We start from the raw sequence: 25,666 nt of genomic DNA on the forward strand, positions 1-25,666 counted from the left end.
GTCCAACCAGATAGTTGCTGCATTGCAAAATAAAAAGACCGTGCGCTGTCAATCTCGCGGAAAGGCCACGGATTCCTGCAGAAATCCCCACGTATTAACCGCAATGCCTCAACATCGTGCAGATGCGCGGGCATGCATGCCGGAAATGCGGCGCAAATCATGATGATGTCACAAGCGGCCTGCGCGAGACGACAGATCCTGCGCGCGCTGATTGCACGGCTTGGACGGTGGACAACACCGCACCGCGAGCGGCCATCAGAAGTCCCCGACCATCAGCGAAGATGATCATGATGAGTGCAGACGCGAGCGACGTCGGCACATCGACTTGAAACGTGACGAGCGCGAGCGCAGCAAGGCCCGCGATCTGCAGCACGCAGCCCTCGATCAGCAATCTGGTGTCGCGATGTCCACCTCGCCTCACCTCGCATGCCTGCATTCCGCTGCGCGGGACATCGCGCGATTGCGTTCGCGCCATCAGGCACGTAGCCTTGCCATCTCAACAAGCAGAAAATCAAAGCCGGAGAGACCGCCATGGCGCGCCTGAAGTTCGGAGCCTTCCTTGCCCCGCATCACCCGATCGGGGAGCATCCGATGCTGCAGTTCCGGCGCGATCTCGACCTCGTCGAACAGCTGGACGCACTCGGCTATGACGAGTTCTGGTGCGGCGAGCATCATTCGTCCGGCTGGGAGATGATCGCCTCGCCCGAGATGTTCCTGGCCGCGGCCGGCGAGCGCACCAAGCGGATCAAGCTCGGCACCGGCGTGGTATCGCTGCCCTATCACCATCCCTACAACGTCGCCCAGCGCATGGTGCAGCTCGACCACATGACCGGCGGCCGCGCCATCTTCGGCTCCGGCCCGGGCGCGCTCGCCTCGGATGCGCACACGCTCGGCATCGACCCGATGACGCAGCGCGACCGCCAGGACGAGGCGATCGGCGTCATCCGCCGCCTCTTCAACGGCGAGCGCGTCACCGCCAGGAGCGACTGGTTCACGATGAACGACGCCGCGCTGCAGATCCTGCCCTTGCAGGAGGAGATGCCGTTCGTGGTGGCCTCGCAGATCTCGCCCTCCGGCATGACGCTCGCCGGCAAATACGGCATCGGCATCATCTCGCTGGGCTCGATGACGACGCAGGGACTGATGTCGCTGCAGCAGCAATGGCAGTTCGCCGAGGATGCCGCCAAGAAGCACGGCACCAAGGTGAACCGCGCCGACTGGCGCGTGCTGCTGACCTTCCACATCGCCGAGACGCGCGAGCAGGCGCGCCGCGAAGCGGGCGCCGGGCTGATGCGCTGGCACAACGAGTACAATGTCGGCACGCTGCAGCGGCCGGGCCTCACCGCGTTCTCCTCGCCCGACGAAGCGGTCGACAAGACCGCCTTCGTCGAGGGCGCCGCGTCTACCATCGGCACGCCCGACGATCTCGTCAAAACCATCAAGAACGTGATGCAGGTCTCCGGCGGCGTCGGCGCCATCATCGGCTTCGTGCACGACTGGGCCAATCCGGAAAATACCCGCCGCAGCTGGGACATGGTCGCGCGCTACGTCGTTCCCGAGATCAACGGCTACATCGACGGTCTTCGCAAATCGCAAAAATTCGTGATCGAGAACCGCGCGATCTTCGAGCGCGCAGGACAGGCCGTGATGGCCAAGATCATGGAGAACGAGAAGGCCGCCGAGGCGCTGAAGGTCACCGGCCCCGGCCGCGTCGCCATTCCCGCCGTCAACGCCCCGGATCTGCAGAAGGAAGCCGCGAAGCGGTAGGCCGGCGATCGGCGCCGTGCACCTCTCCCCGGAGGGGAGAGGTGAACCACACCGCGGGCACCTTCCCACGTCGGAACGGCACATCGCTTCTGCACGAGGCTGTGCTAAGCTGTCGGATCAGCCTTGCTCATCTGGAGCATTCGTCATGTCGATGCAGAATGTGGCCCCCGCGCTTCCTTTCATCCCGCCCAGGCGCAATGAGCTGACCCACATTCCCGGCGACGAAGGCTGGCCGATCATCGGCAAGACCTTTCAGGTGCTCGCCGATCCGAAGGGCCATATCGAGGCGAACGGCGCCAAATACGGCCTGGTCTACCGCACGCACTTCTTCGGCGAGACCAATGTCGTGCTGCTCGGGCCCGAGGCCAACGAGCTCGTGCTGTTCGACCAGCAGAAGCTGTTCTCCTCGACGCATGGCTGGAACAAGGTTCTGGGCCTGCTGTTTCCGCGCGGATTGATGCTGCTCGATTTCGACGAGCATCGCCTGCATCGCAAGGCGCTGTCGGTCGCGTTCAAGTCCGGCCCGATGAAGTCCTATCTCGGCGATCTCGACCGCGGCATTTCTGCGCGCGTCGCGCAATGGAGGGCAAGACCCGGCGAGATGCAGCTCTATCCGGCGATGAAGCAGCTCACGCTCGATCTGGCTGCGGCCTCGTTCCTCGGCGCCGATATCGGGCCTGAGGTCGACGAGATCAACCGCGCCTTCGTCGATATGGTCGCCGCCTCCGTCTCCCCGGTCCGCCGCCCCCTGCCCGGCACCCAGATGGCGCGAGGCGTGAAGGGACGCAAGCGCATCGTCGCCTATTTCCGCGAGCAGATTCCGCTCCGCCGCGGCAATCATGGCGGCGACGATCTGTTCTCGCAGCTCTGCCGCGCCACCCATGAGAACGGCGCGCTGCTCTCGGAGCAGGACATCATCGACCACATGAGCTTCCTGATGATGGCGGCGCACGACACGCTGACCTCGTCGCTGACGTCCTTCATCGGCGAGCTCGCCGCCAATCCGGGCTGGCAGGACAGGCTGCGCGCCGAGGTGCTCGCGCTCGGGCTTGACCCGGGGGCGCCGAGCAGCTTCGACGATCTCGAAAAGATGCCGCTGTCGGAGATGGCGTTCAAGGAAGCGCTGCGGATCAGGCCGCCGGTGCCGTCGATGCCGCGCCGCGCGATGCGCGATTTCAGCTTCAAGGGGTTCGCGATCCCCGCCGGCACGGCGATCGGCGTCAATCCGCTCTACACGCACCACATGAAGGAGATCTGGCCGGAGCCGGACCGCTTCGATCCGCTGCGCTTCACCGAGGAAGCGCAGCGTGGCCGCCACCGCTTCGCCTTCGTGCCGTTCGGCGGCGGTGCGCATATGTGCCTCGGCCTGCACTTCGCCTACATGCAGGCGAAATGTTTCGCGCGGCACTTTTTGCAGAACATCGAGGTCTCGCTAGAGCCCGGCTACAAGCCGGACTGGCAGATGTGGCCGATCCCGAAGCCGCGCGACGGGCTGCGGGTGACGGTGAAGGCGGCGTAGCGCCGCTCTCGTAGGGTGGGTTAGCGAAGCGTAACCCACCACTTCTGTCACCGCGGACACCAAAGAGGTGGATTACGCCTTCGGCTAATCCACCCTACGGCCCTGCGTCCGGGGCACGAGAGCGCCGCTTACGCCCCCTGATCGAACGCCTTGCGCAGAGCCACATAGCCCTGCTGCTGCTGGCTCCAGTTGCGGCCGCCGGTCATGGCGCCGTCGACGACGAGATCGTGGCCGTTGATGAAGCTGGATTCGTCGCTCGCCAGGAACACCGCGGCATGGGCGATGTCGTCGGGAAGGCCGGCACGCGGGATCGGCTGCGCGGTCTTGTAGACCTCGCGCATCACGGCCGGCGTCTTCTCCGCTGCGTCGGTCGAGAGCCCCAATGCCTTGCCGAAGATGCCGGTTGCGATCGCGCCCGGCGAGATCGAGTTGACGCGGACGTTGGATTCGCCGAGCTCCATCGCCACGCATTTGGTGAGATGGATCACCGCCGCCTTGGCCGCGCTATAGACCATCGACGACGAGAAGCCGGCGAGGCGGCCGGCGATGCTGCCATTGTTGATGATGCTGCCTGAGCCCTGCTTCTTCATGTAGGGCGCAGCGTGTTTCATGCCGAGCATGACGCTGCGCACCAGCGTCGCCATCGCCGCATCGAACCGCTCGGCCTCGAGGCCCTCGATGCCGCCGGTCTGCGCCGGCCCGCCGGCATTGTTGAACAGGCAGTCGATCCTGCCGAATTTCTCGACCGCGAGCGCGATCAGCGCCTGCATCTGCGCTTCGACCGTGACGTCGGTCTGGCGGAAGATGCAGTTGGCCCCGAGCTGCTTTGCCAGTGCCTCGCCTTCAGCTACGCGCCGGCCCGCGATCACAATTTTGGCACCTTCGGCAACGAAGACTTCCGCAGTGCGCAATCCGATCCCGCTCGTCGCCCCCGTAACCACCGCAACCTTGCCGTCCAGCCTGCCCATGGAATGTTCCTGTTTTCGAGTGATTTGATGCCAAATGGCGAATGTCGGCCGCCGCCGTCGCCGAAGCGGGCACTATCCCTGCCCGCTTCCGACAAGGCAAGCTATGCTTGTGCGGGCGGCATGCGTAACGTTCTCGCAGACCGCTCGATGTTCGAACGCATATCGCCACTGGGCTGCGCATGGGGAAGCTGATCGACGAGTTCCGCAAGGGCTGGCAGGGCGCGGCGCCGCCCTCGCTCGGTCTGAGCATCTCGTTTGCGATAGTCTGCCTGTTGGCCGCGACACTGGTCCGATGGGGGCTCGCCCAGGTTCGCCCCGACATCTACTTCACGCCGTACTTTCCGGCCGTATTCTTTGCAGCTGCCCTGGGAGGATTCCGGATCGGCGTGGTCACGGCGCTGATCGGCGGCGTGCTTGGAGTCGTCCTGAATTTCGGCGATGCCTTTGCCGATCGCGCGCGCTTTGCCCTGCTGGCCCTTTACTGGGCCGTCTGCGCGATAACCATCTGGGGTGTCGAACACTATCGCACCATGCTGGCAGAGCAGCGCCGGATCTCCAAACGCCTGATCGAGGAAGAAGAGTATCGCAAGCTGCTGGTCGAGGAGCTCCAGCACCGGCTGAAGAACAAGCTGTCGACGGCGCATGCCGTGCTGCACCAGGTGCTGCACGACCACCCGCAGGTCTGGGCCCGGGTCGATCCCCGGCTGCGCTCGCTGGCCGCAACGGACGATCTGATCTCGCGGATCGACAAGGGCGGCTGCGATATCCGCGACCTCCTGATCTCGGAGCTCGGCCCCTATGGCCATGTCCGCTTCACCCTCAATGGCGATCGACTATTCCTGCCGCCGAAGCTCGCGGTCACGCTGTCATTGATGTTTCACGAGCTTGCCACCAATGCGGGCAAGTATGGCGCATTCTCCTCACCCCGCGGCCTGTTGCAGGTGTCCTGGACCATCAGCGACGACCGCCTGACCATCACCTGGGACGAAACCGAAGGGCCGAGCGTGGACAAGGTGTCCGAGCCCGGCTTCGGCACCAAGCTGCTGAAATCGGCATTGTCGTCCTTCGACGGCAGGACCGAGATCTCGTATCTGAAGACCGGGCTGCATTGCATCATGCAGTGCCGAATCCCGCGAAGCGAATAGAGCGCGCATCACTTCTCCGGGCGACGAAAAGTGTCGACTGCAGTTCGCACCGTTCAACCAAGGCGCATACGCAGCCGGACTCGATGGAAGCGAAAGCGCAGCCACGCCCTTCGCTCGCAGTTTCACTTTGCGCGTTGACCCTCTGTTAATGACGATCGTCGGCGCGCGTCGCATCGTCACAAGTTTTCTCCAAAACACCCCCGTATTTCTCCGGGCCCCTTAACCAAACTTAAGAGGGAACTGCGCAAGATCGCGCCCATTGCAAAGGCGCGCCGAAACAACAAGATTCATGACTTGTATGAACGACAATACATATTCCGGCGCGACTGAAGCCGAGCTCAGTTTTCTCAAGGAAATCGTTAGAATGCTACCTGCCGGCCTCACCGTGCAGGACGCGCATGGCGAGCTTCTGCTGGTCAATGATGCCGCCGCCGCCCAGCTCGGCATGGACGGCAGCCGTCCCTCACCCGATCTGGCCCCGCGACAGGAAGCCTGCCGGCAGGCGCTGACCGCCGGCCAGGCGGTGGTGACAGAGGAGGCGCTTCACGTCGGCGCCGCGCGCCAAGTGCTGCTCACGACCCATCGTCCCGTTCGGCTCGCCGGCCGCGAGCTCCTGATCTCGGCATCCTCCGACATCACCGAGCAGAAGAATTTCGAAGACCAGCTGTTCCGTTCGGCGTATTTCGACGAGCTGACCGGGCTGCCCTCGCGGCGCGTCATCGAGCATCGCGCCAACAATCTGCTGGCGAAGGATGGCGGCGGAGAGCGCTTCGCGCTGGCCTTTCTCGACGTCGACAATTTCAAGCACATCAACGACTATTACGGCCATGTCGTCGGAGACGCGCTGCTGGTCGAATTGTCGAAGCGGCTCGGGCGGGACTTACGCGATTCCGACATGCTCTCGCGCATCTCCGGCGACGAATTTCTGCTGCTGCTTTCCCCGATCCAGAGCCAGGAGGAAGTCGCCGAGTTCATGCAATCGACGCTGGAGCGGCTGACTGCACCGTTCTTCATCGACAATTCGGAAGTCTTCGCCTCGACCTCGGTCGGCATCAGCCTCTATCCCGACCACGGAAGCAGCTTCGAGACGCTGCGGCAGAACGCCGACATCGCGATGTACCGCATCAAGAACAACGGCAAGGGACTGGCGACCTTCTTCGACACCAGCATGGAGCGCGAGGCGCAGGCGCGGATGAAGGTCGAGCAGTCGCTGCGGCTCGCCATCCTGGAAAAGCGCTTCTGCTGCGCCTTCCAGTCCAAGGTCGACATCCGCACACAGGCGGTGAAGGGCATCGAGGCCCTGGTCCGCCTGCGCGACGACGAAGGCGTGATTCAGGCACCCGGCTCGTTCATCAATCTCGCCGGCGAGCTCGGCCTGATCGACGAGCTGACCCATCTCGTGCTCGCCGAGATCGTCAAGTCGATCGACCTGATCAACGACACGTTCGGCGCGGGTACGAACATCAGCATCAACGTTGCCGCCAAGCAGGCCGGCAATCCCGAATTCATGCGCAGCTTCGCGCGGGCGCTGGACGACACCGGCTTTCCGCAGCGATTCATGATGGAGGTTACGGAAGACGCCTTCGTCGCCAAGAATCATTTCCAGGCCGAGATCCTGCCGATGTTCCGCAAGCTCGGCGTCGGCATCTCCATCGACGATTTCGGCACCGGCTATTCCTCGCTCTCGGCGCTGGCCGACATCACCGCGGACGAGATCAAGATCGATCGCTCCTTCATCACCGACATCCATAAGCGCCCGCGCAGCCAGGGCATCCTGCGCGCGATCGAATCCTTGAGCGAAGCGCTCGGCATGACGGTGGTCGCCGAAGGCCTCGAATCCTACGAGGAGCTCGCCTATCTCCAGGCGGCAACGAAGATCCGCTACGCGCAAGGCTACTACTTCTCCCGGCCGATCTTCCTGGAAGAGCTGAAGCTCGCAACGCCCGTATCAAGCGAGGCGCGGGTCAGCGTGGCAAGCCGCCCAATGCAGCAGAACCGCCAGGGCTATTCGCGGGCGAGCGGGTATCGGCGGTAGGGCTAAAGCGGCGCAACAAACACCGCTGTCGTCCCGGGCTAGCGTTAGCGCAGACCCGGGACCCATAACCACAGGGAGCCGTGTGACGCGAAGCTCCCACTCCGAGTCTTCGCCAAACGTCTTCCTGTGGGTATGGGTCCCGGGTTCGCTTCGCGCCCCGGGACGACGGCAATTGCCGAGCTCGCTGAGTGCCCATTTCCCTCTTTGAAATTGCTGGCCTTTTGCTAATACACAGGCGGACTTCCGCTGGGATATGTCATGTCCGCTTCCGCCTCGATCCGCGACCCTGCCTATCTCCGTGCGCGCGCGATGGAGACGCTGTTCGAGCGGCTGGAAAAGCTTTGCGAGGGCGCGATTGCGATCGATCGCGGCGGGCGCGTCGTCTACGTCAACGAGAAATACCTTGCCGCGCTCGGTCTCAGCCATGCCAGCGAGGCGATCGGCCGGCCGATCGAGGAGGTCATTCCGAACAGCCTGATGCGGAAGGTGGCCGAGACCGGCGAGCCGATCCTGCTCGACATCATGGAGCTCGGCGGCGAGCAGCTCGTCGTCACCCGCATGCCGATCGAGGACGAAAACGGGACGGTGATCGGCGCGATCGGCTTCGTGCTCTATGATCATCTCGAAAGCCTGAAACCGCTGCTGGCCCGCGTCGCCCAGCTCGAGAGCGATCTGCGGCTGGCGCGGCGGCAATTGTCCAACGCCCGCGCGGCGCGCTTCACCTTCGCCGATTTCGTCGGCACGACGCCAGCCATCGCGCGGGCCAAGGAGATCGCAAGCCGCGCCGCGCGGCAGAGCGTCACCGTTCTGCTCACCGGCGAAACCGGGACGGGCAAGGAGATGCTGGCGCAGGCGATCCACAACGCCTCCTCGCGTGCAGAGAGGCCGTTCGTCAGCGTCAACGTCGCCGCGATCCCGGACACGTTGATCGAGTCGGAATTCTTCGGCACTGCGCCGGGCGCCTATACCGGCGCCGACCGGCGGGGACGCGAGGGCAAGTTCCGCATTGCCGACGGCGGCACGCTGTTCCTCGACGAGATCGGCGAGATGCCGCTGCAATTGCAGGCCAAGCTGCTGCGCGTGCTCCAGGAGCGCGAGATCGAGCCGCTCGGCTCGGACAAGATCTCGAAGGTGGACGTGCGCGTGATCGCTGCCACCAATGTGGATCTGCGCAAGCGCGTCAGCGAGGGCGCGTTCCGGCCCGACCTTTATTATCGGCTCAACGTACTCTCGATCGAGCTGCCGCCGCTGCGCCATTGCCTCGACGATCTCCCTGATATCTGCGCCCGGCTGCTCGACGACATCAGCGGATCGGGCGACTACGTCAAGGCGAAGATCACGCCGAGCGCGCTCGCCGCGCTGTCGCGCTATGACTGGCCGGGCAATGTCCGCGAACTCCGCAACATCCTGGAGCGCGCGCTGATCCTCAGCGATTCCGGGCGGCTGACCGGCGAGGACGTCGCGCGCATTCTCCCGGTCGACACCGAGGTCAGGCTGGCGCCGCCTGCGCGACCGGCCGGAGCGGTGGTGCCCTATGCCGAAGCCGAGGCGGAGTTCGAGAAGCACACGCTCGAACAGGCACTCGCCGCCAGCAACGGCCAGATCACGGAAGCCGCCAGGATGCTGCGGATCTCGCGCGCAACCTTCTACAAGAAGCTCGCCAAGTTCGGCCTCGCGACGGGGGCGGCGCCGGTCTGAGATCGTAGATCCGGATGGAGCCGTAGCTGCTGCCATACTCCCGGTGTCGTCCCGGACAAGCGTAAGCGCAGATCCGGGATCCATAGCCACAGGGTTGAGTTTGGCGAAGATTCGCAGTCGCCAGCTCGCGCCACAACTACCTCCTGGGGGTATGGATCCCGGATCAGCGCGCGCTTGTGGTGCGCTTGTCCGGGACGACAGTGGAGTGAATGGCTCGCCGTCGTGCGCTCTGTTCAGGTGCCTTAGTCCGTCTGAGTTTCGAGACACCGACTGTCCGGAGTCTCGGATTCCGGACAGCGCGCCCGGCTGCTCTTCAGGGGCGAATTGCAGGCAATTGCCGGAGATTTCAGCGGTTTTGCGCGAAGCTGCGGGATCTGGCGCGGACCTTGCTCTCCGCTTTGCCGTCTTTCATTCGCGAGGAGCAACCTGTTCCGGGGCAGCTCTTCGCGATAAGATCAAGCAAAACAAGGCCTACGGTCCAGGGAGCGGGAGGAACGCCGTGAGCCATCATCCAGCTCTGCCTTACTTGCGCAATTCCGAGAAGGGCAAGGTCGTCTCGGCGAATGAAGCCGTCATGCTGATCCGCGACGGCGACACCGTGGCGACCGGCGGCTTCGTCGGCATCGGCTTTGCCGAGGAGATCGCGATCGCGTTGGAGGAGCTCTACCTGTCCCACGAGGGGGATGCGCCCTACACGCAGGGCAAGCCGCGCAATCTGACGCTGGTCTATGCGGCCGGTCAGGGCGACGGCAAGCAGCGCGGGCTCAATCATTTCGGACATGAAGGCCTGGTCCGACGCGTGATCGGCGGGCATTGGGGCCTTGCGCCGAAACTGCAGCAGCTCGCGATCGCAAACCAGATCGAGGCCTATAACCTGCCGCAGGGCGTCATCACGCATCTGTTCCGCGACATCGCCGCGCACCGGCCCGGCCACATCACCCGCGTCGGCATGGGCACCTTCGTCGACCCCAGGCATGGCGGCGGCAAGCTGAACGCACGCACCACCGAGGACCTGGTGGAGCTGATCACGCTGCGCGGCGAAGAGTGCCTGCTCTACAAGACCTTCCCGATCGATGTCGGGATCATCCGCGCCACCACGGGCGATCCCGACGGCAACCTCACCATGGAGAAGGAGGCGCTGACGCTCGAGGCGCTCGCCATCGCCATGGCGGCGCATAATTCCGGCGGCATCGTCATCGCCCAGGTCGAGCGCGTGGCCGAAGCCGGCAGCCTCAATCCGCGCCAGGTCAAGATTCCCGGCATCCTCGTCGACTGCGTCGTCGTGGCGAGGCCGGAGAACCACTGGCAGACCTTCGGCACGCAGTACAATCCGGCCTTCTCGAGCGAGATCCGCGTGCGCGCCGCCTCGCTGCCGATGATGCCGATCAGCGAGCGCAAGATCATCGCGCGCCGCGCCGCGCTGGAACTGAAGGCCAACAGCGTCGTCAATCTCGGCATCGGCATGCCCGAGGGAATCGCCTCGGTCGCCAATGAGGAGCGGATCATCGATCTGATCACGTTGACGGCGGAGCCGGGCGTGATCGGCGGCATCCCGGCGAGCGGCATCGATTTCGGCGCGGCGATCAACACGCAGGCCGTGATCGACCAGCCCTACCAGTTCGACTTCTACGATGGCGGCGGCTTGGATGCGGCCTTTCTCGGCCTCGCCCAGGTCGACCGCGCCGGCAACCTCAATGTCAGCAAGTTCGGGCCGAAGCTTGCTGGTGCCGGCGGCTTCATCAACATCAGCCAGAATGCCAAGGAAGTCGTCTTCGTCGGCACGTTCGGGGCGGGCAAGCAACGCGTCACCGTGCGCGACGGGAAACTCGTCATCCTCGACGAAGCCAAGTCGCGCAAGTTCGTCGATCGCGTCGAGCACGTCACCTTCAGCGGTCCGTTTGCCGCCGCGCGCAAGCAACGCACGCTGTACGTCACCGAGCGCTGCGTGTTCGAGCTCAGGGGCGACGGGCTTGAACTCACCGAAGTCGCGCCCGGCATCGACATCGAGCGCGACATCCTGCGCCTGATGGACTTCAAGCCGCTGATCCCGCGCGACCCTGTGCTGATGGACGCGCGCATCTTCGGCGAGGGTCTGATGGATCTGCGCGAGCGCCTGCTCACCATCCCGCTCGATCAGCGCTTCACGCTGGACGAGCAGCAGAACCTGTTCTTCGTCAATCTGGAACGCTACCCGCTGCGCAGCAAGGCCGAGATCGACACCATCGCTTCGCTCGTCGAGGCCCGCCTGGCACCGCTCGGGCGCCGGGTCTACGCCATCGTCAATTATGACAATTTTTCCATCCTGCCGGAGCTGATGGACGATTATTCCGCCATGGTGCGCAGTCTCGTCGACCGCTTCTATTCCGGCGTGTCGCGCTACACCACGTCGGGCTTCCTGCGCATCAAGCTCGGCGAAGCCCTCGAGAAACGCGGCGTCGCGCCGCACATCTTCGAAAGCGCGGAGGAAGCGCAGTCGGACTGGCGCCAGCTCGAGGCGAGTGCAGCCAAGCAGGCCCAAAAATGATGCAGCCCGCAAACCCGCCAGCTCCATCGGAAGGTTCGATTGCAATGTTCGCAAGCTTGTGCAAATCGCTGTTACCGAGAAACTGCAAATCAGGAGGGACCATCGTGCGTCGATCACTCATCATAACAACAACCATCCTCGCGCTCGCCGCGGGCGCGTCCGCGCAGGCCGACGATCTCAAGATCGCGCTGATCTACGGCAAGACCGGTCCGCTCGAGGCCTACGCCAAGCAGACCGAGACCGGCCTGAAGATGGGCTTTGAATACGCCACCAAGGGCACCATGACGCTCGACGGTCGCAAGATCGTCGTCATCACCAAGGACGACCAGGGCAAGCCGGATCTGGCCAAGACCGCACTCGCGGAGGCCTATCAGGACGACAAGGCCGACATTGCGATCGGCACGACCTCGTCGGCGGCAGCGCTCGCGATGCTCCCGGTCGCCGAGGAGAACAAGAAGATCCTGATCGTCGAGCCCGCGGTCGCGGACCAGATTACCGGTGAGAAGTGGAATCGCTACATCTTCCGCACCGGCCGCAATTCGTCGCAGGACGCGATCTCCAACGCGGTCGCGATCGGCAAGCAGGGCGTCACCGTGGCGACGCTGGCGCAGGACTATGCGTTCGGCCGCGACGGCGTCGCCGCCTTCAAGGAGGCGCTCGCCAAGACCGGCGCGACGCTGGTCGCGGAGGAATATGCGCCGGCCAACACCACCGATTTCACCGCCGTCGGTCAGCGCCTGTTCGACGCGCTGAAGGACAAGCCGGGCCGCAAGATCATCTGGATCATCTGGGCCGGTGCCGGCAACCCACCCTCCAAGCTGCAGGACATGGACCCGAAGCGCTTCGGCATCGAGCTCTCCACCGGCGGCAACATCCTGCCGGCGCTCGCCGCCTACAAGGGCCTGCCCGGCATGGAAGGCGCGACCTACTACTTCTATGACATCCCGAAGAACCCCGTGAACGACTGGCTGGTCGCCGAGCACCAGAAGCGCTTCAACGCACCGCCGGACTTCTTCACCGCGGGCGGCTTCGCCGCCGCGATGTCGGTCGTCGCCGCCGTCACCAAGGCGAAATCGACCGACACCGAGAAGCTGATCACGGCGATGGAGGGCCTCGAGTTCGACACGCCCAAGGGCAAGATGGTGTTCCGCAAGGAGGACCATCAGGCGCTGCAAAGCATGTATCACTTCAAGGTCAAGGTCGATCCGAACGTCGCCTGGGCCGTGCTCGAGCCGGTGCGCGAGCTGAAGATCGAGGACATGAACGTTCCGATCAAGAACAAGCGGTAAGTTCTTCACCTCTCCCGTAGGGAGAGGTCGGCGCGAAGCGCCGGGTGAGGGGTACCGCCCTCTCGTGGGACCTGCGCCCCCTCACCCGATTTGCTGCGCAAATCGACCTCTCCCCTTCGGGGAGAGGTGTCACAACCAGCCCGACACGCTTGGACCCAATGTCTCTCACCCTCGAAACCCGCGACCTCACCATTCGCTTCGGCGGCCATGTCGCGGTCAACAATGTCTCCTGCACGTTTCGCCCGGGCGAGCTCACCGCCATCGTCGGGCCGAACGGCGCCGGCAAGACCACCTATTTCAACCTGATCTCGGGCCAGCTCCGCGCTTCACACGGCAGCATCCTGTTCGACGGCATCGACATCACCCAGCATTCCGCGCCGATGCGCACCCGCGCCGGTCTCGGCCGCGCGTTCCAGCTCACCAATCTGTTCCCGAACCTGTCGGTGGAAGAGAACGTCCGCCTCGCGGTGCAGGCGGCGAACGGCACGCACTACGACATGCTGCGGCCCTGGATGGTGCGCCGCGATTTGATCGCGCGCGCCGACGCCATCCTCGACCAGGTCGCGCTCGGCAGCCGCCGCGGCGTCACCGCGACCGCGCTGTCGCACGGCGACCAGCGCAAGCTCGAGGTCGCGCTGATGATCGCGCTCGAGCCAAAGGTGTTCATGTTCGACGAGCCGACCGCCGGCATGAGCATCGACGAGGTACCTGTCGTGCTGAAGCTGATCGCGCAGCTCAAGCAGGACAGGAGCAAGATCATTCTCCTCGTCGAGCACAAGATGGACGTGGTGCGCTCGCTGGCCGACCGCATCATCGTGCTGCATAACGGCCAGCTCGTCGCCGACGGCCCTCCGGCCGAGGTGATCGCCTCGCCGATCGTGCAGGAGGCCTATCTCGGCGTCGCGCCCAAGAACGCTGCAGAGAGCGCAGCATGACCGATCTCCTGAAGCTCTCCGGCGTGCACACCCATATCGGCCGCTATCACATCCTTCAGGGCATCGATCTCGCAGTCCCGCAAGGACAGGTCACGATGCTGCTCGGCCGCAACGGCGCCGGCAAGACCACGACGCTGCGCACCATCATCGGCCTGTGGCAGGCCTCGAAGGGCGAGATCAGCCTCGCAGGCCAGCGCATCGAGCGCTTTGCCACGCCCGACATCACGCGGCTCGGTGTCGGCTACGTGCCGGAGAGCATGGCGGTGTTCTCCGATCTCACGGTGAAGGAGAACCTCGTGCTCGCGGCCCGCGACGGGCCGCTCGACGACACCCAGCTCGACTGGATCTTCGGCTTCTTCCCGGCGCTGCGCCGCTTCTGGCTGTCGCGCGCGGGAAGCCTCTCGGGCGGGCAGAAGCAGATGCTGTCCATCGCCCGCGCCATCGTCGAGCCGCGCAAGCTGCTTCTGATCGACGAGCCCACCAAGGGCCTTGCGCCGGCCATCGTGATGGCGCTGATCGAGTGCCTGAAGGAGATCAAGCGCAAGGGCGCCACGATCCTCCTGGTCGAGCAGAATTTCTTTGCCGCCCGCGAGCTCGGCGACAGCGTGCTGGTGATGGACAACGGCACCATCGTCCATCGCGGCGAGATGGCGGCGCTCGCCGCCGACGTGCCGCTGCAGGAGCGGCTGCTCGGCCTGAGCCTGGAGGCGCATCAGTGAGTGACATTGCCGCAACCGATCCGCTGCCGAAGCCGAAGCGCGATCTCGCGCCGATCCTGCTGCCGGTCGCGCTCGCACTGCTCATGATTCCCCTGATCGGCTCGACCAGCTCCTGGCTCACGCTGACCGTGGCGAGCCTCGCCATGGGCATGATGATCTTCATCATGGCCTCCGGGCTGACGCTGGTGTTCGGCCTGATGGACGTGCTCAATTTCGGCCACGGCGCCTTCATCGCCGTCGGCGCCTATGTCGCCACGCTGGTTCTGGCCCCGTTCGCGGCGTCCATCCAGGCGGATTCGCTCTGGATGAATCTCGCGGTGCTGGCCCCGGCCGCGCTGCTGTCGATGGCGGTCTCCGGCGCGCTCGGCCTGGTCGTCGAGCGCGTGCTGATCCTGCCCGTCTACGGCCAGCATCTGAAGCAGATCCTGATGACGACCGGCGGCTTGATCGTCGCCGAGCAGACGCTCTATGCGCTGTGGGGACCGCAGATCATCCCGATGCCGCTGCCGACGTCGCTGCGCGGCTCGTTCATCCTCGGCGACGTCGCGATCGCCAAGTACCGCGTGCTGGCGATGCTGATCGGCCTCGCCATCTTCATCGCGATCCAGCTCGTGCTCAACCGCAGCAAGGTCGGCCTCCTGATCCGCGCCGGGGTCGAGAATCGCGAGATGGTGGAGGCGCTCGGCTACCGCATCCGCCGCCTGTTCCTCGGCGTGTTCATGACGGGATCGGCGCTGGCCGGCCTCGGCGGCGTGATGTGGGCGCTCTATCGCGAACAGGTGCACGCCTCCATGAGCGACGACCTCACGGTGCTGATTTTCATCGTCGTCATCATCGGCGGCCTGGGGTCGATCGGCGGCTGCTTCATCGGCGCCATCCTGGTCGCCATGGTCGCCAATTACGGCGGCTTCCTGGTGCCAAAGCTCGCCCTCGTCTCCAACATCCTGCTGATGGTCGCCATTCTGATGTGGCGGCCGCGCGGCCTCTATGCGGTGACCAGCCGATGATGATCCTCTCAGGCGATCCGCCGCGTAGCCGCATCCTCACGCTCCTTCTCGTCGTCATCATCCTGGCGCTCGCGGCGACGCCATTCCTGTTTCCGGGTGCCAAGGCGCTGAACGTCGCGGCCAAGATCTGCGTCTTCGCCGCGCTGGTCGCCTCCTACGACCTCCTGCTCGGCTATACCGGCTCGGTCTCGTTCGCCCACACCATGTTCTACGGCATCGGCAGCTACGCCATCGCGATCGCGCTGTACGGGATGGGCCCGAACTGGACCGCGGTCGCAACCGGAATCGTCGTGGGTCTGCCGCTCGCGGCTTTGCTCGCGCTGGCCATCGGGCTCTTTTCGCTGCGCGTCGCGGCGATCTTCTTCGCCATGATCACGCTGGCCGTGGCGTCCGCCTTCCAGGTGCTGGCCTCGCAGCTGTCCTGGCTGACAGGGGGCGAGGACGGACGCAGCTTCCAGCTGCCAGAGCTGCTGCGCCCCGGCACCGTGCTGATCCCCAAGAGCCTGTTCGGCTTCGAGATCAACGGCCGGATCCTGACCTTCTATCTGGTGTTCGCCGTTTCGGCGCTGATGATCCTCGCCTTGCTGCGCGTCGTGAACTCGCCGTTCGGACGCGTGCTGCAGGCGATCCGCGAGAACCGGTTTCGCGCCGAGGCACTCGGCTTCCGCACCGTGTTCCACCTGACCTACGCCAACTGCCTCGCGGCGCTCGTGGCCGCCAGCGCGGGCATCCTGAACGCGCTGTGGCTGCGCTATGCCGGCCCCGATACCTCGCTGAGCTTCTCGATCATGCTGGACATCCTGCTGATGGTCGTGATCGGAGGCATGGGCACGATCTACGGCGCGCTCATCGGCGCCACCATCTTCATCCTCGCCCAGAACTATCTGCAATCGCTGATGGGCATTGCCTCCAACGCGGCGGGCGAAGCCGGCCTGCCGCTGCTGCCGGGGCTGCTGCATCCCGATCGCTGGCTGCTGTGGCTCGGGCTGCTGTTCATCGCCAGCGTCTACTTCTTCCCGACCGGCGTGGTCGGGCGGCTGCGCAAGGCCGGCGGCGACAAGAGCGCCGGCAGCTCGCATTAAGCCACTGGTAATGATGCAGCGCGGCGCTTGCTGCGCGCGCCGCGCAACCGTGACGGGCTTCCCGCTGCGCGACGTGCGGACGCCGTTGCTCAACCGGATTAATACTTGGGTAACTTGCTTTCCTAAGGTTTGCGCCATTTGTGCGGTGTATTCCTGTTCCTCGTGTGAGGTGGAATGCGCCAGGTCCTTTCTACGGTGGCTGCCGGAATGTCTCTTGCCGCGAGGAGCGGCTGGGAGGCCTTGGCGCGACGTAGTCCCGTCCTGTGGTTGACCCTGTGCGGCGTGTTGCTGGTCGCCGGAATCTTCGCCGTCACGGCCATGGCCGTCGGCGAATTCCGCGAGCGGACTCTCGCCAACCGCGAACGCGAGCTGGAAAACACGGTGCAGCTGATCGCGCGGCATTTCGATCAGCAGTTCGAGGATTCCGATGTCGTCGCCGCCGATCTGATCGGGCAGATGAACCTGGCCGACATCAGCTCCCCGGCAATGTTCCGCGAGCGCATGTCCGGACCCGACACGAACCAGATGCTGCGCAGCAAGATCAGCTCCGTGTCCCATCTGGGCGACATCGCGATCTATGATGCCGACGGCGAACTGATCAACTGGTCGCGGGCCCACCCGCTGCCCAAGATCAATATTTCGTCCCGGGCCTACTTTCAGACGTTCAAGACGAATCCGCAGTCCGAAACGGTGCTGCTGGAATCCGTCCGCAGCTTCATCATCAACAAATGGACCACGATCGTCGCACGCCGGTTGACCGGCGCCGACGGCACCTTCCTCGGCGCGATGGTGCGCCGGATCGACCCGGACAGCTACCGGCAGTATTTCGCGTCTGTCGCGCTCGCCGAGGGTACGGCCATCTCGCTGTTCGACCGCCACGGCAAGATGCTGGCGCGCCATCCGCATGTCGAAGAGCTGATCGGGCGCAACCTCAGGGATGCGCCACTGATGCGGAAGGTGCTCACCCATGGCGGCCAGCAGACTCTCCGCGTCAGGGGCCTCATCGACGACGAGGAGCGGCTCGGCTCGGCGGCGTCGCTGACGCATTTCCCGCTGATCATCGTCGGCACCAACACCACGGCGGCGGCCCTTGCGGACTGGCGGCAGCAGACCGGCTTCATGGTCACGACCGCAGCGCTTTCAGCCGCCATCATCGCGCTGATCCTGTATCTGATCATCCGCCAGATCAACCGGCAGAACCGTGAGGCGCAGGAGCGGATCGAAGCGAAGCGGCTTCAGCTCGACACCGCCCTCAACAACATGTCGCAAGGGCTGATCCTGTACGACGCCGCCGGTTACATCGTCACCTGCAACCGCCGCTACGCCGACATGTTCGGCCTCTCCCACGACGTCATCAAGCCGGGCTGCCACATCCGCGAGGCGATGTATCATCGCAAGGAGCGCGGCGCGTTCGACGGCGATGTGGAGACATTTTGCGCCGACGTGATGAGGATCGTCGCGGAAGGTACGGTTTCGACGAGAATTCATCAGTTGGCCAGCGGCCGCGCCTTCCAGGTCATCAACACGCCGCTCGCACAGGGCGGATGGGTCGCCACGATCGAAGACATCACCGAGCGGCGCAATCTGGAGCAGGAACGCGACCGCAACCACACGTTCCTGCGCGAGATCATCGATCACATCCCCTCGCAGATCACGGTGAAGGACGCCCGAACGCGACAATATCTACTGATCAACCGGACCGCCGAGCAGCAATTCGGCCAATCGCGCGAAGTCATCGTCGGCAAGACCCCCTTCGATCTCTACCCGGAAGAAGCCGCCAGACTCGTCACCGAGGACGACAGCAGAGCGCTGCAGGCCGCCGACGGATTGTTCAAGGACGAGCATCCCTGGCGAAGCCAGACCAAGGGGCTGCGCTATATCACCTCGACCCGGATCGGCATTCGCGACAGGTCCGGCGAGCCGCGCTACCTCATCAGTGTCATCGAGGACGTCACTGAGCGGCGCTACGCCGACGAGCAGATCGCGCATCTGGCGCATTACGATGCGCTGACCGACCTGCCGAACCGAACCCTGTTCCGCGAGCAGATCGAACGCGAGCTGGCGAAGGTCGCCGGCGGCGAACGGTTCGCACTGCTCTACATCGACGTCGACGAATTCAAAGGCATCAACGACTCACTCGGCCATCACGTCGGCGACGAGCTGTTGAAGGCGATCGCGGACCGTCTCCGCGGCTGCCTCAAGCCGGGCGACCTGATCGCGCGGCTCGGCGGCGACGAATTCGCGGTGATCCAGACCGGGATCGAATCCCCCGCCGACGTGCTGTCCTTCGTCGCGCGGATCTACCGGGCGATCCGGCAGCCCTATCATTGTCTCGGCCATCAGCTCTCCACCGATGCCAGCATCGGGATTGCACTGGCGCCGCAGGACGGAGCCGATCTCGATCAGCTGATCAAGAACGCAGACCTTGCAATGTACGGCGCCAAGGCCAATGGACGCCGCACCCACCGCTTCTTCGAACCGGAGATGGATGCGAGCGCCAAGGCGCGCCTGAGCATGGAGCTGGATTTGCGGCAGGCTCTCGTGAATGGCAGCTTCGAGATTCACTATCAGCCGCTGGTCGACCTGCGCACCAACGAAGTATCCGGCTGCGAGGCGCTACTGCGCTGGCGGCATCCCGAGCGCGGCATGGTGTCGCCGGCGGAGTTCATTCCGGTCGCCGAGGACACCGGCATGATCAACGAGCTCGGCGACTGGGTGTTGCGGATGGCCTGCAACGAGGCCGCGACCTGGCCGGCGCATGTGCGCGTCGCGGTCAACGTCTCGCCGGTGCAGCTCAAATGCGACACGCTGGCGCTGCGGATTGCTGGCGCGCTCGCCGCCTCCGGCCTGAACCCGCGTCGGCTCGAGCTCGAGATCACCGAGGCCGTGCTGATCCGCGACGACGAGGCGGCGCTCTCGATCCTGCATCAGCTCCGCTCGATCGGCGTGCGCATCGCGCTCGACGATTTCGGCACCGGCTATTCCTCGCTGAGCTATCTGAAGCGCTTCCCGTTCGACAAGATCAAGATCGACCGCTGCTTCGTCGTCGACATCGCCGAGGCGAGCGGCTCGCCCGTGATCGTGCAGGCGGTGGTGAACATTGCGGCCGCCAGCAGCATGACCACGGTCGCCGAGGGTGTCGAGACCGAGGCACAGCGCGACATGCTGCGCGCGCTCGGCTGCACGCAGATGCAGGGCTATCTTTTCAGCGCGCCGAAGCCGGCCAGCGAGGTGCGAAAGCTGTTCGGCCCCGGCGACTCCGCGCCCGTGGCTGCGGTGGCCTGATGGCGAGGTCGAGGACAGCTCCGGCCACAGCCGTCGACGTTGCGGATTCCTATGCCGTGCGGCTGATGCAGCACCTGGTGGTGCCCACCTTCGTGATCGACCCCAAGCGCCGTGTGGTGATCTGGAACAGGGCCTGCGAGCGATTGACCGGCGTCGCCGCCTCCGAGGTGATCGGCACCGGCAAGCACTGGCAGGCCTTTTACGAGACCAGGCGTCCCTGCCTTGCCGACCTCGTCGCGCTCGACCGTCCGGAGCAGCTGCCGGAATACTATTCGGAATATGCCGCGCGCGGCCATAACGGGCTCGGCTTTTCCGCGGAGAACTGGTGCGTGATGCCGAAGCTCGGCAGCCAGCTCTATCTCGCCATCGACGCCGGCCCGATCCACGACGAGGCCGGACGGCTGATCGCGGTGGTGGAGACGCTGCGCGACCTCACCGACCAGAAGCGCGCCGAGATGGCGCTGAAGGAGCTCGCCACCAAGGACGGGCTGACCGGCCTGGCGAACCGCCGCTCCTTCGACCAGATGCTGTCGGACGAATGGGCCCGCGCCCAGCGCACGCAGAAGCCGCTGGCGCTGCTGTTCGTCGACGTCGATCATTTCAAGCTGTTCAACGACCGCCACGGCCACCAGAGTGGCGACGAGTGCCTGCGCGCGGTTGCCGCCGTCGTCAGCCGGCACGCGGTGCGCCCGCTCGATCTCGCCGGCCGCTATGGCGGCGAGGAGTTCGCGCTGATCCTGCCGGACATGGATTGCGACACCGCCTGCCTCGTCGCCGAGCAGATCCGCTGCGCCGTGATGGCCTTGGCGATCGTGCACGGCGCCGCGGGCGGCGGCGACCACGTCACGCTCAGCGTCGGCGTCGCCAGCCACATTCCCACCGGCGCCGATGGCGGCCCCGACCGGCTGCTCGGCGCCGCCGACGAGGCGCTCTATGTCGCCAAACGGCTCGGCCGCAACCGCGTCATCTGCGCCGAACGGGTTCTGGCCGAGTTCGCCGCCCTCGGCCGGGAGGCCGCAGCAGGCCCGGCGCCCTTCCGGCGCAAAACGGCTTGAGTCCGATCCGGCGAGAAGCGGTTGCCCGCCCCTCGCCAATCGGCTAATGAACGTCGACTAGCACCCGTAGCTCAGCTGGATAGAGCGTTGCCCTCCGAAGGCAAAGGTCACACGTTCGAATCGTGTCGGGTGCGCCAGCTCCGCAAATCCACGACGCGATGCGCTACACCGATCGTCATCGTTGGTGCGGCCGTGTTCTGCGACATTCGGCGTTCGTGTCGGCGCAGCAGTGGCCGGAAACGATCGCATCGCGTTACGGCATGGTTTTGCCCTTTCAGCTGTCCTTGCCTGTACGGCATTTGACCCATTCGGCCGGCGGTCGTGGAGCCGTTTTGAGCACAGATCTGATTTCATCGCCGTCAGGTCTTTGCCCCACGCACCACGTCCTGCCACTCCGGATGTCGCTCTATCTGCGCCTTTGCGAACGGGCAGAGCGGAATGATCGCGAACGCTTCGCGCCGCGCGTCCTCGATCGCCCGTCGCACCAGCCGCTCTCCGATCTTGCGGCCGCGCAAGGCGGCGGGAACTTCCGTGTGGTCGATGATGATCAACTTGTCGTTCGCCCGGCTGTAGGTCATCTCGGCTTCGACGCCGTCGACGACGAGCCAGTAGCGTCCCTTCGATGCGCCATCTGTCCGCTCGACATTATTGTCGCCGGCTGAATGCGTTTGCGCAGCCTGCGCCGCATCCGGGGAGCGGACCTGACGTGGCTGTCCGCGCGCGCATTCCAGAAGATCGCGGTCCCAGCCTGCCAGATCGGCCGCAGCCTCGTAGGTCGAGATGAGGAAAGCCATCAGGGCTTCGTCGGGATCGGCAGCCGACTGCACGGCATCGTAAGGGAGCATGAATTCAGACAGGCCCTCGTGCCAGAACGCGGCATCGGGCCGGACCGTCGCGGCCCGGTAGCCGTTCGGCGCCGGATAGGCGTAGGCGTAGAAGGAAGGATAGTCGGTGCCGCCGCCGCCCGGCCAGAAGCCCGCCGACGAGACCTCGCGGTCATAGGCCTCCTGCGCCACGTCGTCTGGCAAGGCAGGAATTCCGCCGGGGTGGAGCGGCGCGCGCCGTCCCGAAAAGCGCGTAACGGCGAGGTCGAAGCTGCCCCAGAATAGATGAACGGGGCTGGATTTACCGAGGAAGGAGGTGCGGAACCGATTGAAGACCCTGTCGATCGCCACGAGCGCCTGGTGAAAGCGCTGAACGGCGTGGCTATCATAGGGCCGGTCGCGATGATCTTCGGCGAAGGGGACCGGGTTGGGGACCTCGTTCGGCTGTCCGTTGAATGTCGGCGTGCCGCCGAGGTCCGAAATCAACTTCACGAAGCTGTCGTGGAACGCCGCGACCGTGGACGGCCCGAGCTCGAACGATGCTCGGCGGCCTTCGCCGCTGGCGCCAACAACCCTGTGCTCCCGAAAATCAAACAGGATCTCGATGCCCGGGCCGTCGGGTATCGGCGAGGATGCCAGACCGTTCGGCGTGACATAGAAGGTCGCGTGCCACGAATGGTTCAGCCACGGTGTATGAGCCAGCCGGTACTTGCCTGCGATCTGGAGGTAGAGATGCAGAGCTGAACAAGTCTCGCGCCAGCTGAGGTAGTCGAGGTGGGGCCACTTGTTGTTCATTTTGAATTTTCTCCATCCAGCATCTGTACGCGATGTGGCATTTGGTCTTCGGCGCTTGAGTTAGGTCCTGGCAATCATTCTATCCGCGCCCGCTATCCCACGCCTGCTGGCAACAGCCGGCGAACGGCGCGGCAGAGACTGTTGCGCTGTTCGACGGCAGGACGATGTCAAAGCGCCCGCCAGGCGATGCAGAACTGTTTGATCGCGGCGTCGAACCGATTTTACCGAAACGCCTTGACAAGGCGGTGCGAGGGCTGCTGCGCAGGTGCCAACATTGCGCTTTTCCCGGCTACCGGAGAACCGGGGCCGCTCGCTCGCTGCGACCCGAACGAGAGTTCCACTTTCGTGAAACTCGATACAGGGCGCCTCGGTGAAACGCAGGGCGCTACGTAACGCGGTCGCCGGCGGCAGGTCAGAATGCTGAAAAGAAGCTGCCGCGCAGCACTTAGCCGCAAGATTGGCAACGTGTCGCAGGTTCCGCGCCGCATTTCGTTCGAAACGCTTGATAGGATCACCGGCTGAAGCCCCGAGCGCTTTGTCGGGCGCGCTGAGACCTATCCGGATGATTCGCACGGCCTGTTCGCCATGCGTCCCGAAGCGCTCGGCCCTGGCCTGCGCCCACGGCCCGACTGGCCGAGTCGCCTTGAGACGAGGTAAGATCATGACCGATACCACGAAGGCCATCGTCCTCGATAAATTCGGTGGCTACGACGCGTTCGAGCTGCGCGATGTTTCCGTACCGGCTCTCGGAGCGCGACAGGTCCGGGTGCGCGTCCACGCCACCGCCATCAATCCCCTGGACATTCAGATCCGCCGTGGCGACTATACCGATTACGTGCCGCTCCCCGCCATCATCGGTCACGACGTTTCCGGTGTCGTGGAAGAGACGGGAGCGGACGTGAACGAATTCGGAATCGGCGACGAGGTTTACTACACGCCCAAAATCTTCGGCGGCCCCGGCTCCTATGCGGAACAGCATATAGCCGATGTCGATCTGGTCGCGCGCAAGCCGCGCAACATCAATCATCTGGAGGCCGCCAGCCTGACGCTGGTCGGAGGCACGGTCTGGGAAGCTTTGGTGACCCGCGCCCAGCTTGCCGTTCATGAAACGATCTTGATCCACGGTGGCGCCGGTGGCGTGGGCACGGTGGCGATCCAGCTTGCCAAGGCGATGGGTGCGCGGGTCATCACCACGGCGCGCACCAGCAACCATGAATTCGTACGTTCGCTCGGAGCGGACGAGGTGATCGATCACAGGTCCGACGACTATGTCTCAGCCGTGGCGGACCTGACGCATGGTCAGGGGGTGAACGTCGTGTTCGATACCATCGGCGGCGATACCCTGACGAAGAGCCCGCTCGCCCTCGCGGATGCTGGACGGGTGATCAGCATCGTCGACATCGCACAGCCGCAGAACCTGATCGAGGCGTGGGGCAAGAATGCCGCCTACCATTTCGTGTTCACCCGGCAGAACCGCGGCAAGCTCGACGCGGTGACGAACCTCGTCGAACGCGGCCTGATCAAGCCGGTGATCGGCGCGGTGCTGCCTCTGGCCCGGGTCGGCGAAGCGCATGAATTGCTCGAAAACGGGGGATCGCGCGGACTTCGCGGCAAGGTGGCGGTTGATGTTGTGGGGCAGACTGTGGCGCTTCCCGTCCCTCAATAGATGCCTCCGCAGGGCAGCGGCAGCAGTTACTGCATCACGATACGGCGGACCGGATCGCGAACCGCCCGACGATAATCGGTCGGACTCATGCGCTGATGCTTGAGAAAGACACGGGCGAGGACCTGGTTGGACGAGTACCCGACTTCCAGGGCGATCTGCGTGACCGGAAGGTCCGTATGTTCGAGCATTTCGCGAACTTTCTCCACTCTCAGTCGCGTCAGGTAGACCCGCGGCGGCACACCGAGGCTTTGCTTGAACATGCGGGCGAAATGGAACGGTGAAAGCCGTGCTTCGGCTGCCAGATCGTCGAGGCTGATATCATCCGAAAGCCGCGCTCGCATCAGTTCCAGGCAGCGCCGTTCCGCCCAAGGCGCGAGGCCGCCCCTGGCCGGCGCGAACGGCATTCCACCCAGGCTGCAAAGCTCGGCGAGGATCTCGCAGCCCGCCGCACGCGCCAACAGCCGCGACGGCGCCCCCTCGTCCTCACAGAGAGTCCACAGCTTGCGGACCGCCGATCGGATCGCCGACGAGTCGAACACTCGGCCGTAGATGCAGGAGGTGTCGAACGAGAAGCGGCCGTCGGCTGCCTCGTCGAGCACGCTCTGCCACCGGGCCAAAGGAAACGCCAGGCTGCGGAGCCGATGACTTTCGTCATTGATCACCGAGGTCGCAAAGTTCGGCGCAGCAAGGGCGAGAGTGCCTTTCTCGGTCTTCACATCGAAGCGACCTCCTCCCAGGTCTCCCCTGACACGACTGCAGCCAAGCATGTCCTCCATCAGCACAATGTCCGACACGGCCGGGCGGGACATGTCCCCGGCTGGTCGCTGGACCTCAAGAAGGTCGAGTATCCCGCCCGGGGATTTCATCGTGCGCAAGTAGGGCGCATGTCGGCCTTTGCTGTGCCACTGGGCGAATGACGAATCGGCATGGACGGTCATTGCCGTCCCTCCAGAGCCGAATGCGCGCGAGGCGGGATAGATGGGCGAACCGGATCGCGAACGGTCCGACGATAGTTGGAGGGGTTCAAGCGCATGTGCTGCACGAAAACCCGGGCGAGGACCTGGTTCGACGAGGACCGAGCCTCGAGCGCGATCGCCGTGGTCGGAAGGTCCGTCCGTTCGAGCATATCCAGGATTCTGCCCGGCGATTTCCCTGTACGCACATAAAAGGCCTGTCGGCCCTCGTAGTAACATTTGCTGAAAGACGAATAGGCAGGCACGCTCACTGCTGTGTCTCCTATTGAATATTGAATTATCGTATTGCGATCCGCGCGCGCGGCCCCACGAGGCCGCCACCTGAGCTCGCCAGCTCATCTGCCCCCTGTGGTACATCCCGCAACATATGTTGGCGGCC

The 25,666-nt window shown here is 64.6% G+C and carries 18 protein-coding genes and 1 tRNA gene; 15 read left to right on the top strand and 4 right to left on the bottom strand.

Going from position 1 to position 25,666, the window contains the following annotated elements; genetic code table 11:
- Window positions 1-157: 157 nt before the first annotated feature.
- Window positions 158-391, bottom strand: a complete 234-nt coding sequence (locus EDE08_RS19015; protein ID WP_131870307.1) for a hypothetical protein — start codon at window positions 389-391, stop codon at window positions 158-160.
- A 140-nt stretch (window positions 392-531) separates the two neighbouring features.
- Here EDE08_RS19015 and EDE08_RS19020 point away from each other — a divergent pair, with 140 nt between their 5' ends.
- Window positions 532-1,767, top strand: coding sequence for an LLM class flavin-dependent oxidoreductase (locus EDE08_RS19020; RefSeq protein ID WP_131870308.1), 1,236 nt, complete (start codon window positions 532-534; stop codon window positions 1,765-1,767).
- Between the two features lie 145 nt (window positions 1,768-1,912).
- The gene (locus tag EDE08_RS19025; RefSeq protein ID WP_131870309.1) at window positions 1,913-3,286 is read left to right on the top strand and encodes a cytochrome P450; all 1,374 of its coding nucleotides are present in this window, start codon (window positions 1,913-1,915) and stop codon (window positions 3,284-3,286) included.
- A 128-nt stretch (window positions 3,287-3,414) separates the two neighbouring features.
- Here the strand turns inward: EDE08_RS19025 and EDE08_RS19030 are convergent, their stop codons facing one another.
- Window positions 3,415-4,254: an SDR family NAD(P)-dependent oxidoreductase gene (locus EDE08_RS19030; RefSeq protein WP_131870310.1), complete on the bottom strand. Its 840-nt coding sequence runs from the start codon at window positions 4,252-4,254 to the stop codon at window positions 3,415-3,417.
- A 179-nt stretch (window positions 4,255-4,433) separates the two neighbouring features.
- Here EDE08_RS19030 and EDE08_RS19035 point away from each other — a divergent pair, with 179 nt between their 5' ends.
- The 12 genes from EDE08_RS19035 to EDE08_RS19090 all read left to right on the top strand — a co-directional run bounded on the left by EDE08_RS19035 (window position 4,434) and on the right by EDE08_RS19090 (window position 21,165).
- Window positions 4,434-5,399, top strand: a complete 966-nt coding sequence (locus EDE08_RS19035; RefSeq protein ID WP_131870312.1) for a sensor histidine kinase — start codon at window positions 4,434-4,436, stop codon at window positions 5,397-5,399.
- 298 nt (window positions 5,400-5,697) lie between these two features.
- Window positions 5,698-7,434, top strand: a complete 1,737-nt coding sequence (locus EDE08_RS19040) for a putative bifunctional diguanylate cyclase/phosphodiesterase (RefSeq protein WP_165936035.1) — start codon at window positions 5,698-5,700, stop codon at window positions 7,432-7,434.
- Window positions 7,435-7,692: 258 nt separating this feature from the next.
- Window positions 7,693-9,132 carry a sigma-54 interaction domain-containing protein gene (locus EDE08_RS19045; protein WP_131870316.1) on the top strand — a complete coding sequence of 480 codons (1,440 nt, stop codon included), beginning with the start codon at window positions 7,693-7,695 and terminating at the stop codon, window positions 9,130-9,132.
- 499 nt (window positions 9,133-9,631) lie between these two features.
- A complete protein-coding gene (locus EDE08_RS19050; protein WP_131870317.1) occupies window positions 9,632-11,656 on the top strand; it encodes an acyl CoA:acetate/3-ketoacid CoA transferase in 2,025 nt (674 codons plus the stop codon).
- 104 nt (window positions 11,657-11,760) lie between these two features.
- Window positions 11,761-12,945, top strand: a complete 1,185-nt coding sequence (locus tag EDE08_RS19055) for a substrate-binding domain-containing protein (protein ID WP_165936036.1) — start codon at window positions 11,761-11,763, stop codon at window positions 12,943-12,945.
- A gap of 158 nt (window positions 12,946-13,103) precedes the next feature.
- Complete coding sequence (locus EDE08_RS19060) at window positions 13,104-13,880, top strand: ABC transporter ATP-binding protein (protein WP_131870320.1); 777 nt, start codon at window positions 13,104-13,106, stop codon at window positions 13,878-13,880.
- A complete protein-coding gene (locus EDE08_RS19065) occupies window positions 13,877-14,599 on the top strand; it encodes an ABC transporter ATP-binding protein (RefSeq protein ID WP_131870321.1) in 723 nt (240 codons plus the stop codon). The genes EDE08_RS19060 and EDE08_RS19065 overlap by 4 nt, the downstream gene beginning before the upstream one ends.
- On the top strand, window positions 14,596-15,606 hold the full coding sequence (locus EDE08_RS19070; protein ID WP_028176859.1) for a branched-chain amino acid ABC transporter permease: 1,011 nt from the start codon (window positions 14,596-14,598) through the stop codon (window positions 15,604-15,606). The genes EDE08_RS19065 and EDE08_RS19070 overlap by 4 nt, the downstream gene beginning before the upstream one ends.
- Entirely contained in the window at window positions 15,603-16,688 is a 1,086-nt protein-coding gene (locus EDE08_RS19075; protein ID WP_207913038.1) for a branched-chain amino acid ABC transporter permease, read from the top strand. Before EDE08_RS19070 ends, EDE08_RS19075 begins: the two co-directional genes overlap by 4 nt.
- 174 nt (window positions 16,689-16,862) lie before the next feature.
- The gene (locus EDE08_RS19080; RefSeq protein WP_131870324.1) at window positions 16,863-19,973 is read left to right on the top strand and encodes a bifunctional diguanylate cyclase/phosphodiesterase; all 3,111 of its coding nucleotides are present in this window, start codon (window positions 16,863-16,865) and stop codon (window positions 19,971-19,973) included.
- Window positions 19,973-21,028, top strand: coding sequence for a sensor domain-containing diguanylate cyclase (locus EDE08_RS19085; RefSeq protein ID WP_131870326.1), 1,056 nt, complete (start codon window positions 19,973-19,975; stop codon window positions 21,026-21,028). Before EDE08_RS19080 ends, EDE08_RS19085 begins: the two co-directional genes overlap by 1 nt.
- A 60-nt stretch (window positions 21,029-21,088) precedes the next feature.
- Window positions 21,089-21,165: transfer RNA gene (locus EDE08_RS19090), tRNA-Arg, on the top strand.
- A gap of 222 nt (window positions 21,166-21,387) precedes the next feature.
- Here EDE08_RS19090 and EDE08_RS19095 read toward each other — a convergent pair.
- Complete coding sequence (locus tag EDE08_RS19095) at window positions 21,388-22,647, bottom strand: DUF5996 family protein (RefSeq protein ID WP_131870327.1); 1,260 nt, start codon at window positions 22,645-22,647, stop codon at window positions 21,388-21,390.
- Window positions 22,648-23,308: 661 nt separating this feature from the next.
- Here EDE08_RS19095 and EDE08_RS19100 point away from each other — a divergent pair.
- A complete protein-coding gene (locus EDE08_RS19100; protein ID WP_131870328.1) occupies window positions 23,309-24,313 on the top strand; it encodes a zinc-dependent alcohol dehydrogenase family protein in 1,005 nt (334 codons plus the stop codon).
- Window positions 24,314-24,339: 26 nt separating this feature from the next.
- Here EDE08_RS19100 and EDE08_RS19105 read toward each other — a convergent pair whose 3' ends face one another.
- On the bottom strand, window positions 24,340-25,251 hold the full coding sequence (locus EDE08_RS19105; protein WP_131870330.1) for a helix-turn-helix domain-containing protein: 912 nt from the start codon (window positions 25,249-25,251) through the stop codon (window positions 24,340-24,342).
- Window positions 25,252-25,666 lie beyond the last annotated feature (415 nt).

Source organism: Bradyrhizobium sp. R2.2-H (assembly GCF_004346455.1).
Taxonomy (GTDB): Bacteria; Pseudomonadota; Alphaproteobacteria; order Rhizobiales; family Xanthobacteraceae; genus Bradyrhizobium; species Bradyrhizobium diversitatis.

Excerpts from the sequence above, each read along its gene's own strand:
- EDE08_RS19020 (WP_131870308.1), top strand. The coding sequence starts at position 532 with ATGGCGCGCCTGAAGTTCGGAGCCTTCCTTGCCCCGCATCACCCGATC.
- EDE08_RS19025 (WP_131870309.1), top strand. The coding sequence starts at position 1,913 with ATGTCGATGCAGAATGTGGCCCCCGCGCTTCCTTTCATCCCGCCCAGG.
- EDE08_RS19030 (WP_131870310.1), bottom strand. The coding sequence starts at position 4,254 with ATGGGCAGGCTGGACGGCAAGGTTGCGGTGGTTACGGGGGCGACGAGC.
- EDE08_RS19035 (WP_131870312.1), top strand. The coding sequence starts at position 4,434 with ATGGGGAAGCTGATCGACGAGTTCCGCAAGGGCTGGCAGGGCGCGGCG.
- EDE08_RS19040 (WP_165936035.1), top strand. The coding sequence starts at position 5,698 with ATGAACGACAATACATATTCCGGCGCGACTGAAGCCGAGCTCAGTTTT.
- EDE08_RS19045 (WP_131870316.1), top strand. The coding sequence starts at position 7,693 with ATGTCCGCTTCCGCCTCGATCCGCGACCCTGCCTATCTCCGTGCGCGC.
- EDE08_RS19060 (WP_131870320.1), top strand. The coding sequence starts at position 13,104 with ATGTCTCTCACCCTCGAAACCCGCGACCTCACCATTCGCTTCGGCGGC.
- EDE08_RS19065 (WP_131870321.1), top strand. The coding sequence starts at position 13,877 with ATGACCGATCTCCTGAAGCTCTCCGGCGTGCACACCCATATCGGCCGC.
- EDE08_RS19075 (WP_207913038.1), top strand. The coding sequence starts at position 15,603 with ATGATGATCCTCTCAGGCGATCCGCCGCGTAGCCGCATCCTCACGCTC.
- EDE08_RS19080 (WP_131870324.1), top strand. The coding sequence starts at position 16,863 with ATGCGCCAGGTCCTTTCTACGGTGGCTGCCGGAATGTCTCTTGCCGCG.
- EDE08_RS19085 (WP_131870326.1), top strand. The coding sequence starts at position 19,973 with ATGGCGAGGTCGAGGACAGCTCCGGCCACAGCCGTCGACGTTGCGGAT.
- EDE08_RS19095 (WP_131870327.1), bottom strand. The coding sequence starts at position 22,647 with ATGAACAACAAGTGGCCCCACCTCGACTACCTCAGCTGGCGCGAGACT.
- EDE08_RS19100 (WP_131870328.1), top strand. The coding sequence starts at position 23,309 with ATGACCGATACCACGAAGGCCATCGTCCTCGATAAATTCGGTGGCTAC.
- EDE08_RS19105 (WP_131870330.1), bottom strand. The coding sequence starts at position 25,251 with ATGACCGTCCATGCCGATTCGTCATTCGCCCAGTGGCACAGCAAAGGC.